At 68.5% G+C, this 20,258-nt stretch carries 19 protein-coding genes; 14 read left to right on the plus strand and 5 right to left on the minus strand.

What is annotated here, in order from left to right:
- Positions 1-5: 5 nt before the first annotated feature.
- Positions 6-500, minus strand: coding sequence for a DUF8009 family protein (locus LI336_RS00150; RefSeq protein ID WP_227130596.1), 495 nt, complete (start codon positions 498-500; stop codon positions 6-8).
- A gap of 138 nt (positions 501-638) precedes the next feature.
- Here LI336_RS00150 and aroA point away from each other — a divergent pair, with 138 nt between their 5' ends.
- From aroA to LI336_RS00195, 9 genes are all read left to right on the plus strand, one after another.
- Entirely contained in the window at positions 639-1,955 is a 1,317-nt protein-coding gene (gene aroA / locus LI336_RS00155) for a 3-phosphoshikimate 1-carboxyvinyltransferase (protein ID WP_227130597.1), read from the plus strand.
- A 96-nt stretch (positions 1,956-2,051) separates the two neighbouring features.
- Entirely contained in the window at positions 2,052-3,332 is a 1,281-nt protein-coding gene (locus LI336_RS00160) for an alkaline phosphatase family protein (protein WP_227130598.1), read from the plus strand.
- 228 nt (positions 3,333-3,560) lie between these two features.
- Positions 3,561-4,712 (plus strand): chorismate synthase, encoded by a 1,152-nt coding sequence (gene aroC, locus LI336_RS00165; protein WP_227130599.1) that lies wholly within the window; start codon positions 3,561-3,563, stop codon positions 4,710-4,712.
- 210 nt (positions 4,713-4,922) lie between these two features.
- Entirely contained in the window at positions 4,923-6,842 is a 1,920-nt protein-coding gene (locus LI336_RS00170) for a 2-oxoacid:acceptor oxidoreductase subunit alpha (RefSeq protein WP_227130600.1), read from the plus strand.
- 3 nt (positions 6,843-6,845) lie between these two features.
- The gene (locus LI336_RS00175; protein ID WP_227130601.1) at positions 6,846-7,781 is read left to right on the plus strand and encodes a thiamine pyrophosphate-dependent enzyme; all 936 of its coding nucleotides are present in this window, start codon (positions 6,846-6,848) and stop codon (positions 7,779-7,781) included.
- Positions 7,782-7,911: 130 nt separating this feature from the next.
- Positions 7,912-8,340, plus strand: coding sequence for an HTH-type transcriptional regulator LrpA1 (gene lrpA1 / locus LI336_RS00180; RefSeq protein ID WP_227130602.1), 429 nt, complete (start codon positions 7,912-7,914; stop codon positions 8,338-8,340).
- Between the two features lie 148 nt (positions 8,341-8,488).
- On the plus strand, positions 8,489-8,968 hold the full coding sequence (locus LI336_RS00185) for an SRPBCC family protein (RefSeq protein ID WP_227130603.1): 480 nt from the start codon (positions 8,489-8,491) through the stop codon (positions 8,966-8,968).
- Positions 8,969-9,034: 66 nt separating this feature from the next.
- Positions 9,035-9,601: an FAD-dependent oxidoreductase gene (locus LI336_RS00190; RefSeq protein WP_227130604.1), complete on the plus strand. Its 567-nt coding sequence runs from the start codon at positions 9,035-9,037 to the stop codon at positions 9,599-9,601.
- A gap of 61 nt (positions 9,602-9,662) precedes the next feature.
- Complete coding sequence (locus LI336_RS00195; protein WP_227130605.1) at positions 9,663-10,604, plus strand: DMT family transporter; 942 nt, start codon at positions 9,663-9,665, stop codon at positions 10,602-10,604.
- Positions 10,605-10,721: 117 nt separating this feature from the next.
- Here the strand turns inward: LI336_RS00195 and queC are convergent, their stop codons facing one another.
- The 4 genes from queC to LI336_RS00215 form a co-directional block, all read right to left on the minus strand.
- Positions 10,722-11,528, minus strand: coding sequence for a 7-cyano-7-deazaguanine synthase QueC (queC, locus tag LI336_RS00200; protein WP_227130606.1), 807 nt, complete (start codon positions 11,526-11,528; stop codon positions 10,722-10,724).
- Between the two features lie 17 nt (positions 11,529-11,545).
- The gene (locus tag LI336_RS00205) at positions 11,546-12,340 is read right to left on the minus strand and encodes a 7-carboxy-7-deazaguanine synthase QueE (protein ID WP_227130607.1); all 795 of its coding nucleotides are present in this window, start codon (positions 12,338-12,340) and stop codon (positions 11,546-11,548) included.
- Between the two features lie 2 nt (positions 12,341-12,342).
- Positions 12,343-12,801, minus strand: a complete 459-nt coding sequence (locus LI336_RS00210; protein WP_438267256.1) for a 6-pyruvoyl trahydropterin synthase family protein — start codon at positions 12,799-12,801, stop codon at positions 12,343-12,345.
- 180 nt (positions 12,802-12,981) lie between these two features.
- On the minus strand, positions 12,982-13,329 hold the full coding sequence (locus LI336_RS00215; RefSeq protein WP_227130608.1) for a winged helix-turn-helix domain-containing protein: 348 nt from the start codon (positions 13,327-13,329) through the stop codon (positions 12,982-12,984).
- A 142-nt stretch (positions 13,330-13,471) separates the two neighbouring features.
- Here LI336_RS00215 and LI336_RS00220 point away from each other — a divergent pair, with 142 nt between their 5' ends.
- From LI336_RS00220 to LI336_RS00240, 5 genes are all read left to right on the plus strand, one after another.
- A complete protein-coding gene (locus LI336_RS00220) occupies positions 13,472-14,365 on the plus strand; it encodes a prenyltransferase (RefSeq protein WP_227130609.1) in 894 nt (297 codons plus the stop codon).
- Positions 14,366-14,446: 81 nt separating this feature from the next.
- Positions 14,447-15,019 (plus strand): chemotaxis protein CheW, encoded by a 573-nt coding sequence (locus LI336_RS00225; RefSeq protein WP_227130610.1) that lies wholly within the window; start codon positions 14,447-14,449, stop codon positions 15,017-15,019.
- A gap of 167 nt (positions 15,020-15,186) precedes the next feature.
- Positions 15,187-15,549, plus strand: coding sequence for a chemotaxis protein CheY (gene cheY / locus LI336_RS00230; protein ID WP_227130611.1), 363 nt, complete (start codon positions 15,187-15,189; stop codon positions 15,547-15,549).
- Positions 15,546-16,670: a chemotaxis-specific protein-glutamate methyltransferase CheB gene (gene cheB, locus LI336_RS00235; RefSeq protein WP_227130612.1), complete on the plus strand. Its 1,125-nt coding sequence runs from the start codon at positions 15,546-15,548 to the stop codon at positions 16,668-16,670. The genes cheY and cheB overlap by 4 nt, the downstream gene beginning before the upstream one ends.
- Positions 16,663-20,253 carry an Hpt domain-containing protein gene (locus tag LI336_RS00240; protein WP_227130613.1) on the plus strand — a complete coding sequence of 1,197 codons (3,591 nt, stop codon included), beginning with the start codon at positions 16,663-16,665 and terminating at the stop codon, positions 20,251-20,253. Before cheB ends, LI336_RS00240 begins: the two co-directional genes overlap by 8 nt.
- Positions 20,254-20,258: the final 5 nt, after the last annotated feature.

A 20,258-nucleotide genomic window follows, 5' to 3' on the forward strand; every position in this document is an offset into this window, starting at 1 on the left:
TACGTCTACCCCTTTCGGGCACCGAGGTACCGCACCTCGAACTCGCAGCGCTCGTCGCTCGGACCGGCGACGTGCGTTCGTTCGCGGAAGTGCTCGGGCACTCGCTCCCGCCAGTCGGCGACCGCGTCCTCGTGACGCTCGAAGTGCTCGTCGACGTCGTACTCCGGTGATTCTGCGGGTTTCGGTTCCGTGTCCGGTGCTCGTGGGAACGACTGGGCGTTCTCGTCGACGAACGCCTCCGCGGGAACGAGGAGCGGATCCGCGTCGACGTCTTCGGCCCGTTCGTCATTCCCAGCCGGGTTGCTCTCCGGCGGTGCGGCCTGCTGGACTCCCATCTCTCCAGGCACGTGGATGCGGGCGCGTTGGCGTCGACGGAACGGCGGCGTCACCCTGAGGACGGTCTCCCGTCCTTGCGCGGTCGCCGCGAGTGCCGCAACCACGTCGTCGGCGTGCACGACGAGGACGTCCACGCTCCGCGGGTCCGGCGATTCCACTGGCATACGAGGACGATGGCGCCCGACGAACTTGGTTCGCTCGCCGACGGAACCCGATACCGCGTGCTGGCTCCGTGCCGGGCGGCGCTGGCGGACGTTGTCGCCGTCGGTACCCATAACCCCGCGGCGGTCCACGGCTCGGGCATGGACGCACACGTCTCTCCCTCGTCGGTCTCGGGGACTGCACGCGCCCCGCCATCGAAGAGCTACACGCATCGCGCCATCCTCGCCGCCGGCCTCGGCGACGGTGCCACGGTCCGCGACCCGCTCGTGAGCGCCGACACGCGAGCGACGGCCCGCGCTGTCGAGGCGTTCGGCGGGACCGTCGCTTTCGCTGACGACGGTAGCGCGGCTCGCGTCGACGGGTTCGCGGGCGAGCCCGTGACGCCAGACGACGTCGTCGACTGCGCGAACAGCGGCACCACGATGCGACTCGTCACCGCGGTCGCGGGACTCGTCGACGGCACGACCGTCCTCACGGGCGACTCGTCGCTCCGCTCGCGACCCCAGGGCCCGCTCCTGGACGCACTCACGCAACTCGGCGCGGGGGCTCGGAGTACGCGCTCGAACGGGCAAGCGCCGCTCGTCGTCGACGGCCCCATGACGGGTGGGACCGCGAGCATCCCCGGCGACGTCTCCTCGCAGTTCGTCACCGCGCTCCTGATGGCGGGTGCACTCACCGACGACGGCGTCGACGTCGCCCTGGAGACTGACCTGAAGTCCGCGCCGTACGTCGACATCACGCTCGACGTCCTCGACGCGTTCGGGGTCGCGGCGGAACCGACCGCTGGCGAGACCGCCGAGGCCGTCGCGGGCTACCGCGTCGACGGCCGGCAGTCCTACGCCGCGGCCGGCGGCGAGTACCGCGTCCCCGGTGACTTCTCGTCGATGTCGTACCTCCTCGCCGCCGGCGCCGTCGCCGGCGACCCCGAGGTCGTCGTCGATGGCGCGGTCCCGAGCGCGCAGGGCGACGCCGCCATCCTCGACGTCGTCGAGCGGATGGGCGCACCCGTGGACTGGGACCGCGACGCCGGGGCCGTGACCGTCGAACGAGCCGCGCTCTCGGGCGTCACCGTCGACGTCGGCGACACGCCCGACCTCCTCCCGACCATCGCCGCACTCGGCGCGGTCGCGGACGGCGACACGCGCATCGAGAACGCGGAGCACGTCCGCTACAAGGAGACCGACCGCGTGACCGCGATGGCGGAGGAACTCGCGAAGATGGGTGCGAGCGTCACCGAGGAACGGGACGCGCTCACCGTGCACGGGAGCGAGACGACGCTCGAGGGCGCGACCGTCGACGGCCGCGCCGACCACCGTATCGTCATGTCCCTCGCCGTCGCCGCACTCGTCGCCGACGGCGACACCACCATCCAGGGCTGCGAGCACGTCGACGTCTCCTTCCCCGGGTTCTTCGACGCGCTCGCCGACCTCGGCGCGCACGCCCACCCGATGGACTGACTACCGGGCGTCCGTCACGCACCGCTGGGCGACCGTCACGGTACCACGACCCGCACCGTCACAGGACTCTTGGGCTGACCGCACGTCGTCATCGACATGCTCCGCGACGACGTCGCGGCCGACCTCCGCGAGCGCAACGAGGAGGGGCCGCGGCTCTACCCGGCGTACGTGGACTACTGCTTCGGGAACGTCCCCGGCACCCTCACGAGCGCGCTCGGTGAACCCACCGGGAGGCGCCGGCTCCCCGAAGACGTCTACGACGGCGTCGACGGCGTTACGGTCAGCGACGACCGCGACGTCGACCACGTCCTCCTCTTCCTCGTCGACGGCTTCGGGCTCGCGCAGTGGCACGACCACCGCCATCACCCCGTCGTGAGCGCAATCGAATCGTCGACGACGGTGACGCCACTGACGTCGGTGTTCCCGAGCGAGACCGCCGCCGCCATCACGACGTTGAACACGGGCGCGTACCCCGCGGAGCACGGGGTCCTCGGCTGGGACGTCTACGACCCCGCCCTCGACGCCTCCTTCCTCGGGCTCGGGTTCGACGGCACCGGTGGGAGCGACGTCTCCGGGTACGACGCCGAGGACGCGTTCGCGGTCGACCCCATCTACCCCGAACTCGAAGCTCGCGGCGTCGACTGTCGCACCATCGCACCGTTCCCGTCGCCGTACTCGGGCGCGACCGCCTCGCAGTACGACGGCGAGGACCTCGCGACGCTCCCGGCGACGGTCGCGGACGCGATGACGGACGCGACCGACCCGGCGTACGTCTACGCCTACCTCCCGCAGGTGGACGCGAGCGGGCACCACGACGGGAACGACTCCGATGCGTACGCGGGCGTCGTCGACGAGACGTGGAACGCGGTCGCGGACGCGGTCGCCGCCGCGGAGGATGCGGTCGGCGCCGACGAGGACGTGCTCGTCGCGTTCTGCGCGGACCACGGCCAGATCGACACCGAGCCGGACCGGAACGTGGACCTCACCGAGTACCCGACGGTCGTGGACGGTCTCGAACGCTTCGACGACGGGTCGCCGGTGTACCTCTCCGGCGGGCCGCGGAGCGTCGAACTCCACGTCCGCGACGACGCGACGGCGGACGTCCGACGCGTCCTCGAGGACGAGGTCGAGGCGTTCGTGTTCGACGGCGAGGACGCACTCGCGCGAGGGCTCTACGGCGACGGGCCGGTTGCGCCCGAGACCGAGCGTCGCGTCGGCGATCTCGTCGTCTGCCACCCCGACCTCGGCGTCTACTTCGCCGTGGGCGCGGCGGCGACGAGCCTCCGATTCGTCGGGATGCACGGCGGGCTCCACCCCGACGAGATGCTCGTCCCGTTCGCGGCAGGACGACTCGACGACGTGGCTGGCGCGCTGTGACTCGGCAGCGCGCACGTCGGCCCGACAGGTGACGGTCGTGGCTGCTCGCCGACGGGATCGTCACGCTCCAGCCCAGGCCTGCCGGCGGCGTCGATCAGCGGACGCCGGTGCTTGCTGCGGCATCACTGATGAACCCCCGCCGCCCGTGGAGGGTGGTCTGGGATCGCGGACGCGGGCCGGACTTGCGGGTAGGATAGGGTTGAAAGGGTAGGGCGCGTAGGAGCGTGCATGAACGGGAACCGGTTCGGGCGGCTCTTCCAGGTGACGACGTTCGGCGAGAGCCACGGTGAGGCGATGGGCGTGACGGTCTCTGGGTGCCCTGCGGGCCTGGAGCTCTCGGAGGAGGACATCCAGCGCGACCTCGACCGGCGGAAGCCGGGGCAGTCGAAGATCACGACGAGTCGCGGCGAGCCGGACGCGGTCTCGATCAAGTCCGGTATCCAGGACGGGTACACGACCGGAACGCCCATCGGGATGGTCATCGAGAACAAAGACGCGAGAAGCGGGAAGTACGAGCCGTTCATCACGGCACCCCGCCCCTCGCATGGGGACTTCACGTACTCGGCGAAGTTCGGGACGCGGAACTGGGGCGGCGGTGGGCGGTCGTCGGCCCGGGAGACCGTGAACTGGGTGGCGGCGGGCGCTATCGCGAAGAAGCTCCTCGCTCGCGAGGGCGTCGAACTGAAGGCGCACGTGAACCAGATCGACGACATCGAGGCGCCCGAGGTGTCGTTCGCGGACATGCTCGAACACAGCGAGGACAACCCCGTCCGGTGTGCGCACCCCGAGACGGCCGAGCGGATGCGCGAACGCATCGACGAGTACCAGGAGCAGGGCGACTCCATCGGTGGGAGCATCGAGTTCCGCGTGGAGGGCGTGCCCGTCGGGCTGGGCGCGCCACGGTTCGACTCGCTGTCGGCCAGGTTGGGGCAGGCGATGATGAGCGTGCCGGCGACGACCGCGTTCGAGTTCGGCCTCGGCACCGAGGCGACGACGTGGACGGGCAAGGAACGCAACGACGACTGGGCGTTCGACGACGACGGCAACCCCGTCCCGAAGGAGAACGACCACGGCGGCATCCAGGGCGGTATCTCGTCGGGCGAACCCATCTACGGCGAGGTGACGCTGCACGCGCCGACGTCGATCCCGAAGGAGCAGGAGACGGTGGACTGGGAGACCGGCGAGGCGAAGACCGAGCAGGTCATCGGCCGTCACGACCCCGTCCTGCCGCCCCGTGGCGTACCGGTCGTCGAGTCCATGCTCGCGCTGACGCTCGTCGACTTCATGCTGCTCTCGGGGCGCATCAACCCGGACCGCGTCGACGGCGACGTCGGCGAGTACGATACCGACTACCATCCGAGCAGTCCGCGCAACGAGTAGGAGAGGTCCTTCTCGTCGGTTCTTCGAGAGGTAGCCACGTCCCGGATGAACGTTCGTTTGAAATAGTGCGGGTCGGCGCCGTCCCCGGAAACCCGGAAACCGTTTCCCGGTTCTTCACAATTATTGTGTGCTAATGGATAGCAAAGGCTTTAGTCGGTTTCTCTTGAATCTTCAAGTACCTAGGTCCAGCATGGGCCGTGACTACCAACAATGACTGACGACGACCTCATCTGGCGCGTCTCGGGCGGTTCCGGTGACGGGATCGACTCGACCAGCCAGAACTTCGCGAAGGCCCTGATGCGCTCGGGGCTGAACATCTTCACGCATCGTCACTATCCCTCTCGAATCCGCGGCGGCCACACGTACGTCGAGATCCGCGCGTCCAACGACGACGTACGGTCCCGCGGCGACGGATACAACTTCCTCCTCGCACTCGGGGACTCCTTCGCGCGGAACCCGAAGGAGAACGCGTACTACGGGAACGAGGAGCTCAAGCCACTCAGCGAGAACCTCGACGACCTCAACGAGGGCGGGGTCATCGTCTACGACACCGGCCTCCTCGACGAGGACGACGTCGCCGAACTCGACCTCGAGGAACGAGCCGAGGAGAACGACTGGCACCTCTACCCGATGGACCTCCGCGAGATCGCGAAGGAACACGGGCGCGAGGTCATGCGGAACACCGCCGGCGTCGCCGCGACCGCCGCGCTCCTCGACATGGACCTCCAGCACATCAAGGAGATCATGACCGAGGCCATGTCCGGCGACATCCTCGACGCGAACGTCACCATCCTCGAGGACACCTACGAGGACGTCAAGGAGAACACGGAGATGACGCACGACCTCCGTGCGCCCACCGGCGAGTACGAGAGCGAGCAAGCGCTCCTCTCGGGGTCGAACGCCATCGCGTACGGCGCCATCGACGCCGGCTGCCGGTTCATCGCCGGCTACCCGATGACGCCGTGGACGGACGTCTTCACCATCATGAGCCAGAACCTCCCGGAGATGGGCGGCATCTCCGAGCAGGTCGAGGACGAGATCGCCGCAGCCGCGCTCGCGGTGGGCGCCAGCCACAACGGTGCGAAAGCGATGTCCGGTTCGTCCGGCGGTGGATTCGCGCTCATGAGCGAACCGCTCGGCCTCGCCGAGCAGACGGAGACGCCGCTCGTGCTCGTCGAAGCGATGCGCGCCGGTCCCTCCACGGGGATGCCGACGAAGCCCGAGCAAGCCGACCTCGAGCACGTCCTCTACACGAGCCAGGGCGACTCCCAGCGTGTCGTGTTCGCGCCCGGGAACATCCGCGAGGCCTACGAACAGACGCGGAAGGCGTTCGAGATCGCGTGGGACTACCAGATCCCCGCGATCCTCGTCTACGACCAGAAGCTCGGCGGCGAGAACACGAACGTCGACGTCGAGTTCTTCAACCGTGAGCCCGCGCCCGACCTCGGGTCGACGCTCACCGAGGAGGAACTCCTTGAGGCCGCACACGACGACTCCGGGAAGTTCAAGCGATTCCAGCACGACCCCGAGGAGAACTTCGAGGGCGTGCCCGAGGGCGTGAGTCCACGGTCGCTCCCCGGCCAGCAGGCCGGCCGCTTCCTCGCCAGCGGGAACGAGCACAACCCGATGGGGCACATCAGCGAGGACCCGGACAACCGCGTCGCGCAGATGGACCGCCGGAAGCGCAAGAAAGAGGCCATCCGCGCGGAGCTCGACGAGGACTCCCAGCAGACGTACTTCGGTCCCGAGGAAGCCGAGTACGGCATCCTCACCTGGGGGTCGAGTCAGGGTGCGGTCAAGGAGGCCGTCGACCGCCTCAACGAGAACGGGCACTCGGTGAAGGCGCTGTCGGTCTCGGACATGATGCCGTATCCCGTCGCGGAGGTCACGGAGTGGCTGGAGAGCGTGGACGAGGCGATGGTCGTGGAGATGAACGCGACCGCGCAGTTCCGCGGTCTCACGCAGAAGGAGCTCGGTCGGTTCGGCGACAAGCTGACGAGCCTCCTGAAGTACAACGGGAACCCCTTCGAGCCCGCGGAGGTCGTCGAGGGGTTCGAAGCGAACGTCAACGGTGGCGACACGTCGGACCTGCAGGCGCAGGTCCGCATCGAACCTGCAGCAGGTGACTAACCCATGAGTGCATTCAACGCAGTCGACGACGAGCGAGAGATCGACCGGGACGAGTTCACGCCCGGTCTCGAACCCCAGCCGACGTGGTGCCCGGGGTGCGGTGACTTCGGTGTCCTGAAGGCACTGAAGCAGGCGCTCCCGGAGGTCGGGAAGACGCCCGAGGAGGTCCTGACGGTCACGGGCATCGGGTGCTCGGGGAAGCTGAACAGCTACCTGGACACGTACGGGTTCCACACGATCCACGGGCGGTCGTTGCCCGTGGCGCGTGCGGCGAAGCTCGCGAACCCCGGCGTCGAGGTCATCGCCGCGGGCGGTGACGGCGACGGGTACGGCATCGGTGGGAATCACACGATGCACACCGCGCGCGAGAACCACGACATGACGTACATCGTGTTCAACAACGAGATCTTCGGGCTGACGAAGGGCCAGACGAGTCCCACGTCGCCGAAGGGCCACAAGTCCAAGACCCAGCCTCACGGGAACACGAAGACGCCGATCCGGCCGCTGTCGCTCGCGCTCACGAGCGGGGCGACGTACGTCGCGCGGACCGCGGCGGTGAACCCGAACCAGGCGAAGGAGATCATCAAGGAGGCCATCGAGCACGACGGGTTCGCGCACATCGACTTCCTCACGCAGTGTCCGACCTGGAACAAGGACGCGCGTCAGTACGTGCCGTACATCGACGTGCAGGAGTCCGACGACTACGACTTCGACACGAGCTCGCGCCGCGAGGCCCAGGAGATGATGACGAAGACCGAGGAGGCCCTCTACGAGGGCGAGGTCCTCACGGGCCGGTACTACGTCGACGACGAGTCGGTGTCCTACCAGCAGCAGAAGCAGGACATCGGCGAGATGCCGACGGAGCCGCTCGCGGAGCGGTACTTCGACGACGACTACGAGTGGGAGCGGAGCTACGACCTGCTCGACCGCCACAAGTAGGCCGACCGGGTCGTCGGTTCGCGCTCGGGCGACCACCACCTGCGCTCGCATGCCGCGGTTCTCGAGTTGCGAGGGGGAGTTCGGTCGTCCGAAAGCTTCTTTCGCACCGACGCAAATTTCTTCTACATATATGAGCACGCAGTCGACGGCCGACCGCATCCTCTCTATCCTCGAGGAGGACGCACAGGCCTCTCACGCGGAGATCGCGGAGAAGGCGGGGGTTTCGAAGCCGACAGTCCGGAAGTACATCAAGGAACTCGAGTCCGAGGGCGTCATCGTCGGGTACTCCGCGGACGTGGACCCGAAGAAGCTCGCGAGTCAGTCGATCGCGCTCGTGGGCATCGACGTGGCGAGCGAGAAGTACGTGGAGGGGACGCGCGCGTTGAAGAACCTGGACGAGGTCGAGTCCCTGTACACGTCGAGTGGCGACCACATGTTGATGGCGGAGGTGCGTGCGACGGACGGGAACGCGCTCGGTGCCGTCATCGAGGACGAGATACTCGAGATAGATGGCGTGACTGCGGCACATCCCTCGTTCCTCCAGGAGCGATTGAAGTAGCGACGCGGGTCGACCGTCGGATGCGGTCGGGGGCGGTGCGTGCGGTGGGGTATCCGGGTGGCGATGGCGTTCGTTGGTTCGCGCGAGGCGTGGCGGGAGGGGTTCCCCGACCAGCGGCGTTATGCCCGTCGGGTGTCAATTCTGGAGTATGCCGACGTTCACGCGGGAGGTCCGGGTTCGTGCGCCGTTCGACGCGGTCTGGGAGTTCCACTCGAACGCGTCGGGACTGGAGGCGTTGACGCCGGCGTTCATGGAACTGGAGTTGCTCGCGGTCCGCGGGCCGGATGGGGAACTCGACCCGGACGTCCTGGAGACGGGCGCGGAGATCGAGATGCGGATGCGGCCGTTCGGGGTGACGCCAGCGCAGTCCTGGACGTCCGTCATCGTCGAACGCGATGCGAGCGACGGGTCGGCGTACTTCGTCGACGAGATGCGGGACGGGCCGTTCCGCGAGTGGCGGCACACGCACATGTTCTACGCCGACGGCGAGGACACCATCGTCCGGGACCGCGTCGACTATCGTCTGCCCCTCGGCGGACTCGGTGACCTGGCGGGACCGTTCGCGAAGGTCGGGTTCGAGGGGATGTTCCGGGACCGCCACAAGCGAACGAAGCGCATCCTCGAGTAGCGCGACGGGCTACTGGTCGTTCCGGGACGGATACGTTTTTTCCACCGGAGCACGATGTATGGTAGCATGGCACGAGTACTCGTCGTCGGGGGCGGCCCGGCCGGCCTGAGCGCGGCGCTGTTCACCGCGAAGAACGGGCAGGAGACGAAGGTGTTCGACACGGACGAGACGTGGCTGCACAAGGCCCACCTGTTCAACTACCTCGGCATCGAGTCAATGGACGGCAGTCGGTTCGCGGACGTAGCACGCGAGCAGGCGGACTCGTACGGCGTCGAACGGCACCAGGGGGAAGCGGTGACGTCCGTCGACTCGACGGAGGACGGGTTCGTCGTCCACACCACCGAGGACGTCGACGGTCGCTACGAGGGCGACTACGTCGTGCTCGCGACCGGCGCGGACCGCGACCTCGCCGAATCGATGGGGTGCGAGTTCGACGACGACGGTACCGTCAGCGTGACGCTCTCGATGGAGACGTCCATCGCGGACTGCTACGCGACCGGCGCGATGGTCCGCGACCAGGAATGGCAGGCCGTCATCTCCGCCGGCGACGGCGGCGCTGCGGCACTCGACATCCTCAGCAAGGAGGAGGGCGAGCACTTCCACGACTTCGACACGCCCGGCGACGCCGAGTAGCGACGCGGCCGCTTGGGCCGGTACCGGAACGGGTTTGAGGGCGTCCGCGTACCGTGATGGTGTGTTCAATCGGGTGCGGCGCGCGGTCGTGGAACGACCGGTCGTCGGCCTCGCCGTCGCGATAGTCGCGGTGTCGACGAGCGCCCCGCTCGTCAGAGCCGTCGAGGACGCGCCGAGCACGGTCATCGCGTTCTACCGCGTCCTGTTCATGACGGCGCTCGTCGCGCCACTCGCCGTCCGACGGAACCCCGGTGACTTCCGCGACATATCGCGCCGCGACCTCGCGATCGCGGTGGTCGCGGGCGTCGCGCTCGCCGCGCACTTCGCGCTCTGGTTCGTCAGCATCGACCTCACCACGATCGCTGCGAGCGCGACGCTCGTCCAGACCCAGCCCGTGTTCGTCGCCATCGGTGCCTGGCTCGTCCTCTCTGACCGCATCACGCCCCGGATGGTGCTGGGGATCGTCGTCGCGGTCGTCGGCGCGGCACTCATCGGGCTGGACGCCTCGGGCTCCTCGACCGTCTCCGACCCGCTCCTCGGGAACGCGCTCGCCGTCGTCTCCGCGGGGATGGCCGCGGCGTACGTCCTCGTCGGGCGGTCGCTCCGCCAGCGCGTTCGCGTGTTCCCGTACACGACCGTCGTCTACGGTGCGTGTACGGTCGCTCTCCTCGTGACCGCGCTCGTGCAGGGCCACGACCTCCTGGGGTATCCGGCCGTCGAGTGGGTGCTGTTCGCCGCGATGGCCGTCGGTCCGGGGTTCTTCGGCCACACCGTCATCAACTGGTTGCTCGAACGCGTCGAGTCCGCGGTCGTCTCCGTCTCGCTCCTCGGGGAGGCCGTCGGGAGCGCGCTCCTCGCGCTCGTCATCTTCGCGGAGGTCCCGGGCTGGCTCACCGTGGTCGGTGGCGCAGTGGCGCTCGCCGGCATCGCCGTCACCGTCCTGGCGCGCGAACGCGACGTCGGTCCGAGCGAGGACGAGTCCGCCGCTAGCCCGAGCGAGTGACCAGGGTTCCAGCAGGCATGGACGCGTCGGTGAGGGAACCGAGCCCCACACCCCCGATGCAAGTGAACGACGGGTCGTCGAGTGCGCTCAACCCCGTCGAGTGCACGCCCTCTCGACTCAGGCGTCGTCGACGTAGTCCGGGCGTTCGGCGTACGCGATAGGGTCGCGTTCGCCGAGTCGCTGGAACGCCTGAAGGCGGAACGCGCACGCGTCACACGTCCCGCACGCGGGTTCGTTCTCGCGGTAGCAACTCCACGTGTGCTCGTAGGGGACGCCGAGTTCGAGGCCGCGCTCGGCGATGTCGGTCTTCGACCACTCGACGAACGGCGCGCGGATCTCGATAGCCGTCTCGTCCTTCGTCCCCGCGTCGACGACGCCCTGGAACGCCTCGAAGAACGCCGGGCGACAGTCGGGGTACCCCGAGAAGTCCTCGCTGTGCGCGCCGATGAACACCGCCTCGCAATCGTTCGCCTCGGCGTAACTCGTCGCCATCGCGAGCAGGTTCGCGTTCCGGAACGGGACGTACGAGTCCGGGATCTCGTCGTCGTCGAGGTCGGCGTCGGCGACCGTCATCCCGTCGTCGGTCAGACTGGAGGCACCGATCGCCGCGAGGTGCCCGGTCTCGACGTGCAGGAAGTCCGCCGCGTCGGTCGCGTCGGCGAGCGCGCGAGCGCACTCGTACTCGCGGTCCGCGGTGTTCTGCCCGTACGACGTGTGCAGGAGGTAGAGCTCGTACCCGCGGTCGGCGGCGACGTACGCCGCCGTCGCCGAATCCATCCCGCCCGAGGCTAGCACGACCGCGCGCCGTTCGGCACGCTCGCCGTCGCCAGCGTCGATGTCGGCGTCGTGGTCGTCGGTCGATGCGGTCGTGTCGTCGGTCGATGCGGTCGTGTCGTCGGTCGATGCGGTCGTGTCGTCGGTCATGGGGTAGTCGAAGGGAGTCACGTTTCGGGGGCGTCGTTCCAGAGGTCGACGTGCAGGCGTGGCGTGTACCGGTAGCCGTGCTCGAGCGCGAGGTCGGCGACGCGCTCGCGGGTCTCGGCGAGTCGGTCGCGGGTCGCGCCCTCGGGCATGAGGAGGACGTCCGCGTCGCTGACGGTTGCGGTCGTCGCGTCGCGGACGCGTTCGACGAGCGCGTTCACCTCGGCGACGTCCTCGGCCTCGGAGACGACGAACTTCAGCTGGCTGTCGTACGATTCCACGAGCGCGCACAGCGCGTCGAGGTCGACGCGACGGTCGTCGTGGCGCTCGGCCCACTCGCCGTCGCCCTTCGGGTCGCGCTTTGCCGTCGGCACGCTGTTCGCGAGCTTCGGCGAGATCGAGGCGAGGTCCATCGGGGCGTCGGGCGCGATGGTCCCGTTCGTCTCCACGGTCGTGTGATAGCCGCGGTCGGCGAGCCGCTCGAGGAGCCGTTCGCTCGCGTCGTGCACGAGCGGCTCGCCGCCGGTGAGCACGACGTGGTTCGCGTCGAAGGATTCGACCTCCGCGAGGACGTCCTCGAGCGCCATCCAGGCGTGCGTCGGCTCCCACGACGTATGGTAGGAGTCGCAGTACCAGCACCGGAGGTTGCAGCCGCTCGTCCGAACGAAGACGGACGGCGTCCCGGCGAGCGTGCCCTCGCCCTGGAGGGACTCGAACAGCTCGTTCACCGGGAGCGCGTCGCCCTCGGGGGCGGTCGCGTCGTCGCCGCTGTCTCCCACGACGTCGGCGTCGTCGATGCGGTCCGTGACGGGCATCCCTACAGCGGGCTGCCGCCCGTGAGCTCGCTCGTCTCCGCGACCTGCACGCGGACGTCCGCGACCGACTCGGGGAGCGCCTCCAGTAGCTTCGTCTCCAGGACGACGCTCATGACCTCCGCCGTCGGCGGGCGTTCCAGCGTGACGACCGCGTCGCCGTCGCCCGCGTCCTCGAACGCGTCGACGAGCGGGTCGTCGGCTTCGAGGAGGAACCGGTGGTCCCACTCGTCGACGACGTCGGTCACCACGCCCTTGTCGACGACCCAGCCCTCCTCGGTGACGTCGCCCGTGATCGCGACCGCGATCTCGTAGTTGTGGCCGTGCGGCCGCGAGCACTTCCCGTCGTGGTGCTGGATGCGGTGCCCGGCGGAGATGCGTAGCGGTCGGTCCCGGCCCACGTACAGCGTCCGGCGGGCGTCCTCGAGACGCTCCGCGGACGCCGACGATATTCGCTCCATCATACCCCAGGATTCCCTCGCGTGCACTTGAACGTGCTCATCCGACGCGAACGCGTCGCTCGTCGGACGTTCGTCCTCGCCGGAATCGACGACGCGAGCAGGTTCGCGGAAGGAGCGCGACGCCAGCCGACGGTGAACAACGCGACGCTGGGTACCAGTCAGTCCGGCGAGGCTGACCGGCGGTCACTCCATCTGTTCCTGTATCTGGTTCTTCGCGGCCGACCGGTCCTCGGTGGACAGGGTCGGTCCGTCGCCCGTGAACTCGATGGCGAACTCGTCGAGCGTGCGCCGGTAGACGTTCGTCCGCCGGCCCTCGTCCGAGAGCTGTCGGCCCTCGCACTGGAGGAGTCCCACGGACTCCAGCTCCTCGATGCGGCGATAGCACGTCGCGATGGGGACCCCCAGTTCGTCGCTGAGGTCCTGGACGGACGTCGGCGTGCGCGCCGCGCAGAGGATCTCGGCGCTGTACTTGTTGCCGAGGGCCGTCAGGACGCTGGTGGCGACGTCGTCGGTCCGCCCACTCGAACTCATGTCACACCCGTTCTCGATTATCACTGTTGAAACTTCCGACTGGTTCGGCGAGCGCCCGGTCAGTCCACCACGACCCACACCCCGGCGTAGCGTTCCACGGCCCGCCGACACGCATACGGTCGTCTCGCTCCAACCGACGACCGTGACAGAGCGTCGAAGTCGCCGGCGTCGGTACGCCGTCGCGCTCGCCGGAATGGCACGCCCCGACCAGCTCGCGCTCATCTGCGTCGTGTACGCGCTCGGCGTGCTCGTCGCTGTCGCCCGCGGCGGCGAGCACGCGAACGTCCTCGTCGGGGTCGGCGCACTCCTCGCGGTCGCGGTCGCCGTGCACTACGCGAACGAGTACGCCGACTACGAGACCGACGCACTCACCACTCCCACGCCGTACTCCGGCGGCAGCGGCGTCCTCCACGCCACCGGGCTGGAGCGAGCGTTCGCGTGGCGCGCGCTCGTCGGCGCGAGCGCACTCGCGACCGTCGCCGTCCTCGCGAGCGCCGTCGCCGGGCTTCCAGCGACCGCCATCGCACTCCTCTCGGTCATCCTCGTCGCCGGCGTCGCGTACTCGCTCGGCCCGCGTCTCGCCTGGCGCGGTCTCGGCGAACTCACGAACGCCCTCCTCGGCGGCCTCGCACTTCCCCTGTACGGCGTCGCCGTCACCGGCACCACACCCGACGTCGTCGACGTCCTCACCTTCCTCCCGTTCACGGCCATCGTCTTCGCGAACCTCCTCGCGACCCAGTGGCCCGACCGACGCGCCGACGCCGAGGTCGGGAAGCGCACGCTCGCAGTCATCCTCCGCGTGCGCACGCTCAGAGGACTTTACACGTTCACCGCGATCATCGGCCTCGGTGGCATCACCACGCTCGTCGCCACCGGGCTCGCGCCCCTCGCACTCCTCGCACTCGCCGCGCCAACCACCGTCCTCCTCGTCGTGGGTGCACACCGATACGGCCGCGTCGAATCGCCCGCGGTGACCGTCCACGCCATGGTCGTGCTCGCGTTCGCGTACGTCATCACCGCCGCCTTCGCGTGGTGATCCCCGTCACTCGCAACGCCACCGAACGTCCTGCTCGGGGGGCAGATTTTTATCCGTGCATACGGATTAGCGAACACGAGAATGTCCGCGGACCTCCCCGACGAACTACAGGACGTCGAGGTCTCCTCGCCGTCCGACGAGGAGACCAGAGACCCGGAGACGGAGCGCGCCGGCGGCGACGGGGAGCCCGACGAAGTCGAGCAGTTCGTCGTGTTCCGCGTCGGCGACCGCCGCCTCGCGATGGACGTCGACGCCGTGAAGAACATCGTCAAGGTCGGCGAGTTGACGCGCGTCCCGCGAGCCGCGAACGCCATCGACGGCATCATGGACCTCCGCGGTGAGATAACCGCGGTCATCGACGCGCGCAGTCACTTCCCGACGCGCGTCGACGAACCACCCGAGAACGACCAGCGCATCATCGTCTTCGACATGCCACAGGACCGGCAATCGGCCGGCATCCGCGTGGATACCGTCGACGGCGTCGAGCTGTTCCCGCTCAAGTACGTGACGCCGAGCGAGGACGCGACCGACGACGCGGCGGACCATCCGCTCGTCGCCGGCCTCCTCCACCGCGTCGAGAACGGCCAGCGAACCGAGCCGGTCGGCCTCGTCGACGTCGAAGGTGTCATCGAAGCGTCCGGCCCGACGCAGTGAGCCGCGGGAGAACGTGTCATAGTCACGTCGCGACAGCATCGGTAGGAACCCCTTGAAACGCCGCTACCGGCGAGTAACGACTCCATAACACGTATTATCGCGAATGATAACCGGGCAATAGCATTTATGTTTTTGCTTCGTCTAACGATGCTTGGTGTATTAACCGAATGTCGACAGGGGTGCTCATCGTGGACGACTCTCATTTTATGCGGAATCTCCTCAGACAGATTCTGGAGGACGATTACGAGATACTCGGAGAGGCGTCCAACGGGGCCGAAGCGGTGAAATTGTACAAGGAACAGGAACCGGACATCGTCATGATGGACATCGTGATGCCGAAGTGTAACGGCATCAAGGCGACAGCCGCCATCAAGAAACTCGACCCGAACTCGCGGGTCATCATGTGCACGTCCGTCGGTCAGCGCGAGAAGATGAAGCTCGCGGTCAAGGCCGGCGCGGACGGCTACGTGACGAAGCCGTTCGAGGAACCCAGCGTCAGGAAGGCGCTGAAGGACGTCGTGCCTGCATGACGAGCGTGCTGGTCGTCGACGACTCGCAGTTCATGCGCACTGTCATCGGGAACGTGGTCGCGGACCACGGGTACCGTGTGCTGAGCGCCAGCGACGGCCAGGAAGCCATCGAGATGGTGCACGAACACGACCCGGACGTCATCACGATGGACGTGGAGATGCCGGGGATGGACGGGATCGAGGCCGTGTCGCGCATCATGGCGTCGAAGCCGACACCGATCTTGATGCTGTCCGCGCACACCCAGAAGGGCGCGGAGGCGACGCTCGACGCGCTCGCGCGCGGCGCCGTCGACTTCCTCGCGAAACCCGGCGGTGAGGTGACGCGGGACATCGAATCGCTCGGCGACCGTATCGTCGAGAAGGTCGACGCGGTCGCCGGCGCGGACCTGTCCTCGATAACCCCGACGGAACGACGGGCCGCGGCCCCCGCGGGGTCGACGAGTTCGACGCGTTCCAGTCGGCCGGAGGCGACCGACCGGTCGGGAGCGGCAGGCGAGTCGTCGGTCGAGCCAGACCGTGCGTTCGTCGAGCACCCCACTGTCGTCATCGGGGCGTCCACTGGGGGCCCGAAGATACTCGAGAGCATCCTACGTTCGCTCCCGGTGACGCTCGCCCCGAAGGTGTTGGTCGTCCAGCACATGCCGGCGAGCTTCACGGACCGGCTCGCCGCGCGCATGGACTCGTTCCTGCCGTTCGACGTGTCCGAAGCCTCGGACGGACAGCGCGTGCAGGACGGCGAGGTCGTGGTCGCGAAAGGCGGATATCATCTCGAGGTCACGTCGAACGTCGCCGGGAACCTCCGCTTGCGGTTGACCGAGGGCGAGCGCGTTCACGGTGTCCGTCCCGCGATCGACGTGACGATGCGGACCGCTGCGGAGCGCGTGTCCGACCCACTCGTCGGCGTTGCGTTGACGGGGATGGGGAAGGACGGCGCCGCGGGTATCGAAGCGATCAAACGAGCAGGCGGAACGACAATCGCGCAGGACGAGGCGTCCAGTCCGGTGTTCGGCATCCCCGAGAAGGCGATCGCGACGGGATCCGTCGACCACGTTCGGTCGGCGTCGGACGTGCCGGGAGCTATTTGTGACGCGTTCGCTCAGGAGGCTTCGACCCATGGATGAGTACGTACGCGACTTCGTGCAGGAAGGAGAAGAGAACGTCACCGAGCTGAACAACGCGCTCCTGGAGTTGGAGCGCGAGCCAGGGGACGAGGAGGCGATGGACCGCATCTTCCGGATGGCGCACACCCTGAAGGGGAACGCTGGCGCGATGGGGTTCGAGGAGGCGAGCGACCTCGCACACGCCATCGAGGACCTGCTGGATGCGGTTCGCGCGGGCCAGATGGACGTGTCGGCGGACCTGATGGACGACGTGTTCGACGCGGTCGACGAGTTCGAGTCGATGCTCGACGACGTGCGCGAACACGGCGAGATCCGGACGGACCCGAGCGACACCATCGACCGGCTTCGCGCGGTGGAGGCGGCTGCGACGGGCGCCCCCGGTATCACGGACCCGTCCGACGACGACCTCGACGACGCGGTCCGTGGACTGGACGACCTCGACGAACCGGACCACACGGTGTATCACGTCCGGCTTGCGGTCGTGCAGGACGAGAGCGTGAACAACGCGGCACTCGTCGTGGATGCGCTCGAGGACGCGTTCGACCTGCTCGGGACGACGCCGCCGCGGGACGTCGTCGAGTCGGACGATGCGAGCGGTCGCATCGACGCGGTGTTCGGGAGTGCGGTCACGCCGGGCGCCATCGAGGCGGCCCTCGAACCCGTCGGCGCCGTCGACGACTGGATCATCACGGACGTCACGACGCGCTACGACGAAGCGGAGCCGGTGGAGGACGCGTCCACGGGCGACGGGGATGCGTCGGCTGACCCGCTCCCCGACGACCCGGCCGCGGAGATCGACGAGGACGTCGCGCAGGACATGAGCGTCGACGAGCTCCTCGGCGAGTTCGACGAGTACGACGACCTGGACGCGCTCGTCGAGGAGATGGACGACGTCTCCGGGTTCGACGACCTCGGCGAAGCCGGGTCGTTCGACGACCTCGACCTCGGCGAGGACCTGGCGGTCGACGACCAACCGGCGAACGACCCGCTCGCCGGGGACGACGACCTCGACCTCGGTGACGACTTCGCCGGGGACGACGACCTCGACCTCGGCGGTGACGACGTCGCCGGAGACGACGACCTCGACCTCGGCGGCGACGACGTCGTCGGGGACGACGCCGCGGTCGACGCCGACGACGCGGACGACCCGGAGCAGGTCGAGGACGCCGCGGAGACGTTCGCGGAACTCAAACAGGAGGTCGATCCCGTCGGGTTCGACGAACTCCAGGACGAACTGGACGAACTCGAGTTCGACGAGTACAGCGACGAGGAGGAGGTCGGGTTCGACGAACTCCTCGGCGACGACTTCGAAGAGGGCGACGAGGACTTCTTCGGCGACGACGAGATGGACGTCGGCGACGGCGACGTCGACGACATCCTCGTGGACGACGTCACCGGGTTCGACGAAGCCGACGCCGACGACGAGTCGGTCGAAGCCGACGCGGACGCGGATACGGTCGAAGCTGACGCGGACCCCGTCGAAGCCGACGCGTCGACGGTCGGCGCTGACGCCGACGACGAGCCTGCTGACGCGTCGACCGCCGCCGACGAGGTCGCCGCTGCCGGTGACGCGCCAGACGATGCGCAGACGGCAGACGCGACCGCCGACGTGGACGCACCCGAGACCGCAGACGCGACCGCGGCAGACAGCGCCGAGTCGGCCGGCGCCGACGACGGGTTCGACGATTCGGCGACCACGGACGACGGGTTCGACGATTCGGCGACCACGGACGACGGGTTCGAGGACGCGCCGGACGTCGGCGGGTTCGACGAACCGACGACCGCGGACGCCGCCGGCGACGACCTCGACGACGACGGCTTCGAGCTCGGCGCCGCCGACCCCGACAGCGACACGTCGTTCGACGACGTCGACGACCCGTTCGACGGAACGGCGACGCCCGCGAGCACCGACGACGACCTCGGGTTCGACGACGACGTCGACAGCGACGACCTCGGCAGCGACTTCGACACCAACGACTCGTTCGCCGTCGATGCGGAGGACTCGTTCGACGTCGACACCGGCGACGGGTTCGACACCGGCGACGGGTTCGAGACCGACGCCGACCTCGACTTCGGTGCGGACGACGCACCCGACGTCGACGCGGAGACCGACGCGTCCTCGACGGCCGGCCCGCTCGCGGACGTCGACGAAGCCGACCTCGACAGCGTCGAGGTCGGCGAGTTCCAGCTCGACGAACCCGGCGACGACGCGGCGAGCGCCGACAGCGACGTGCAGACCGGCGACTTCGGCACCGACGCCGGCTTCGACGACGCCGCATCGAGCGGCGTCGACTACGACGGTCTCGACGCCGGCGGGTTCGACGACGCTCCCGAGGACGCGGCCGACGTGGACGCGCCCGAAGGCGAGATGGACCCCGACGAAGCGCGCGCGCTCGTCGACTCCACGCTCCCCGCCCGCGGCGACGACAGCGGCGAAGGCGACGTCCAGTCCGTGCGCGTCGACGTCGACCAGGTCGACCGCCTCCTGAACCTCGTCGAGGGCCTCGTCACGAACCGCGTCAGGCTCCGTCGCTCCGTCGAGGAGGACGCGGGCGCGGCGCAACTCGACGACGACCTCGACGAACTCGAGGACATCACGGGGGAACTCCAGGACACCGTGATGGACATCCGCCTCGTCCCGCTCAAGATGACCGCGAACAAACTCCCGCGCGTCGTGCGTGACGTCTCGCGCGAACAGGGGAAAGCCGTGGACTTCGAGCTGGAAGGCGAGGACGTCGAGATGGACCGTACAATCCTCGACGAGATCAGCGACCCGCTCGTGCACCTCGTGCGGAACGCCGTCGACCACGGCATCGAATCCCGCGAGGAACGCGAGGACCTGGACAAACCGGACACGGGAACCGTGTCGCTCGAAGCGCGACGCGCACGGGACCGCGTCGTCGTGGAGGTCAGCGACGACGGCCGCGGCCTCGACCCGGACGTCCTCCGCGACGAAGCCGTCGAGGAAGGCATCCTCAGTCGCGAGGACGCGGACGCACTCAGCGACACGGAAGCGCACGAACTCGTGTTCCATCCGGGGCTGTCGACGGCCTCGGAGGTCACCGACGTCAGCGGCCGTGGGGTGGGGATGGACGTCGTTCGGTCGACGGTCGAAGACCTCGACGGCGAGGTCGAGATCGAGAGCGAACTCGGCGAAGGCACCACGATCCGACTCGTGCTGCCTGTGTCGGTCGCCATCGACGACGTCCTCTTCGTGGAATGCGGCGACGAGGAGTTCGGTATCCCGACGAAGGTCGTCCGGGACATCGGCTCCGCCGCAACGGTGGAACAGGACGGCGACCGCGAGGTCGTTCGAACCGACGACGGGGACGAGACCCCGCTCGTACGCCTCGGAGACGCGCTCGGCTCGCCGGGTAGCGCCCGAGCGGACGGCGGCGGCATGCTCCTGCACGTCCGCGGGGACGTCCGGGACGTGGCGCTGCACTGCGACCGCGTTCAGGGCCAACAGGAGGTCGTCGTGAAACCGTACGACGACGTCCTCGGGGGTATCCCCGGGCTCTCGGGCGCGACCGTCCTCGGGGAGGGCGAGGTCGTGAACATCCTCGACGTGAAAACGCTATGAGAGCA

It is taken from the genome of Halorubellus salinus, assembly GCF_020567525.1.
GTDB classification, from domain to species: Archaea; Halobacteriota; Halobacteria; order Halobacteriales; family Natrialbaceae; genus Halorubellus; species Halorubellus salinus.

Excerpts from the sequence above, each read along its gene's own strand:
- LI336_RS00190 (WP_227130604.1), top strand. The coding sequence starts at position 9,035 with ATGGCACGAGTACTCGTCGTCGGGGGCGGCCCGGCCGGCCTGAGCGCG.
- aroC (WP_227130599.1), top strand. The coding sequence starts at position 3,561 with ATGAACGGGAACCGGTTCGGGCGGCTCTTCCAGGTGACGACGTTCGGC.
- queC (WP_227130606.1), bottom strand. The coding sequence starts at position 11,528 with ATGACCGACGACACGACCGCATCGACCGACGACACGACCGCATCGACC.
- LI336_RS00185 (WP_227130603.1), top strand. The coding sequence starts at position 8,489 with ATGCCGACGTTCACGCGGGAGGTCCGGGTTCGTGCGCCGTTCGACGCG.
- aroA (WP_227130597.1), top strand. The coding sequence starts at position 639 with ATGGACGCACACGTCTCTCCCTCGTCGGTCTCGGGGACTGCACGCGCC.
- LI336_RS00175 (WP_227130601.1), top strand. The coding sequence starts at position 6,846 with ATGAGTGCATTCAACGCAGTCGACGACGAGCGAGAGATCGACCGGGAC.
- LI336_RS00170 (WP_227130600.1), top strand. The coding sequence starts at position 4,923 with ATGACTGACGACGACCTCATCTGGCGCGTCTCGGGCGGTTCCGGTGAC.
- LI336_RS00240 (WP_227130613.1), top strand. The coding sequence starts at position 16,663 with ATGGATGAGTACGTACGCGACTTCGTGCAGGAAGGAGAAGAGAACGTC.
- LI336_RS00215 (WP_227130608.1), bottom strand. The coding sequence starts at position 13,329 with ATGAGTTCGAGTGGGCGGACCGACGACGTCGCCACCAGCGTCCTGACG.
- cheY (WP_227130611.1), top strand. The coding sequence starts at position 15,187 with ATGTCGACAGGGGTGCTCATCGTGGACGACTCTCATTTTATGCGGAAT.
- LI336_RS00225 (WP_227130610.1), top strand. The coding sequence starts at position 14,447 with ATGTCCGCGGACCTCCCCGACGAACTACAGGACGTCGAGGTCTCCTCG.
- cheB (WP_227130612.1), top strand. The coding sequence starts at position 15,546 with ATGACGAGCGTGCTGGTCGTCGACGACTCGCAGTTCATGCGCACTGTC.
- LI336_RS00160 (WP_227130598.1), top strand. The coding sequence starts at position 2,052 with ATGCTCCGCGACGACGTCGCGGCCGACCTCCGCGAGCGCAACGAGGAG.
- LI336_RS00150 (WP_227130596.1), bottom strand. The coding sequence starts at position 500 with ATGCCAGTGGAATCGCCGGACCCGCGGAGCGTGGACGTCCTCGTCGTG.
- LI336_RS00205 (WP_227130607.1), bottom strand. The coding sequence starts at position 12,340 with ATGCCCGTCACGGACCGCATCGACGACGCCGACGTCGTGGGAGACAGC.
- lrpA1 (WP_227130602.1), top strand. The coding sequence starts at position 7,912 with ATGAGCACGCAGTCGACGGCCGACCGCATCCTCTCTATCCTCGAGGAG.
- LI336_RS00210 (WP_438267256.1), bottom strand. The coding sequence starts at position 12,801 with ATGATGGAGCGAATATCGTCGGCGTCCGCGGAGCGTCTCGAGGACGCC.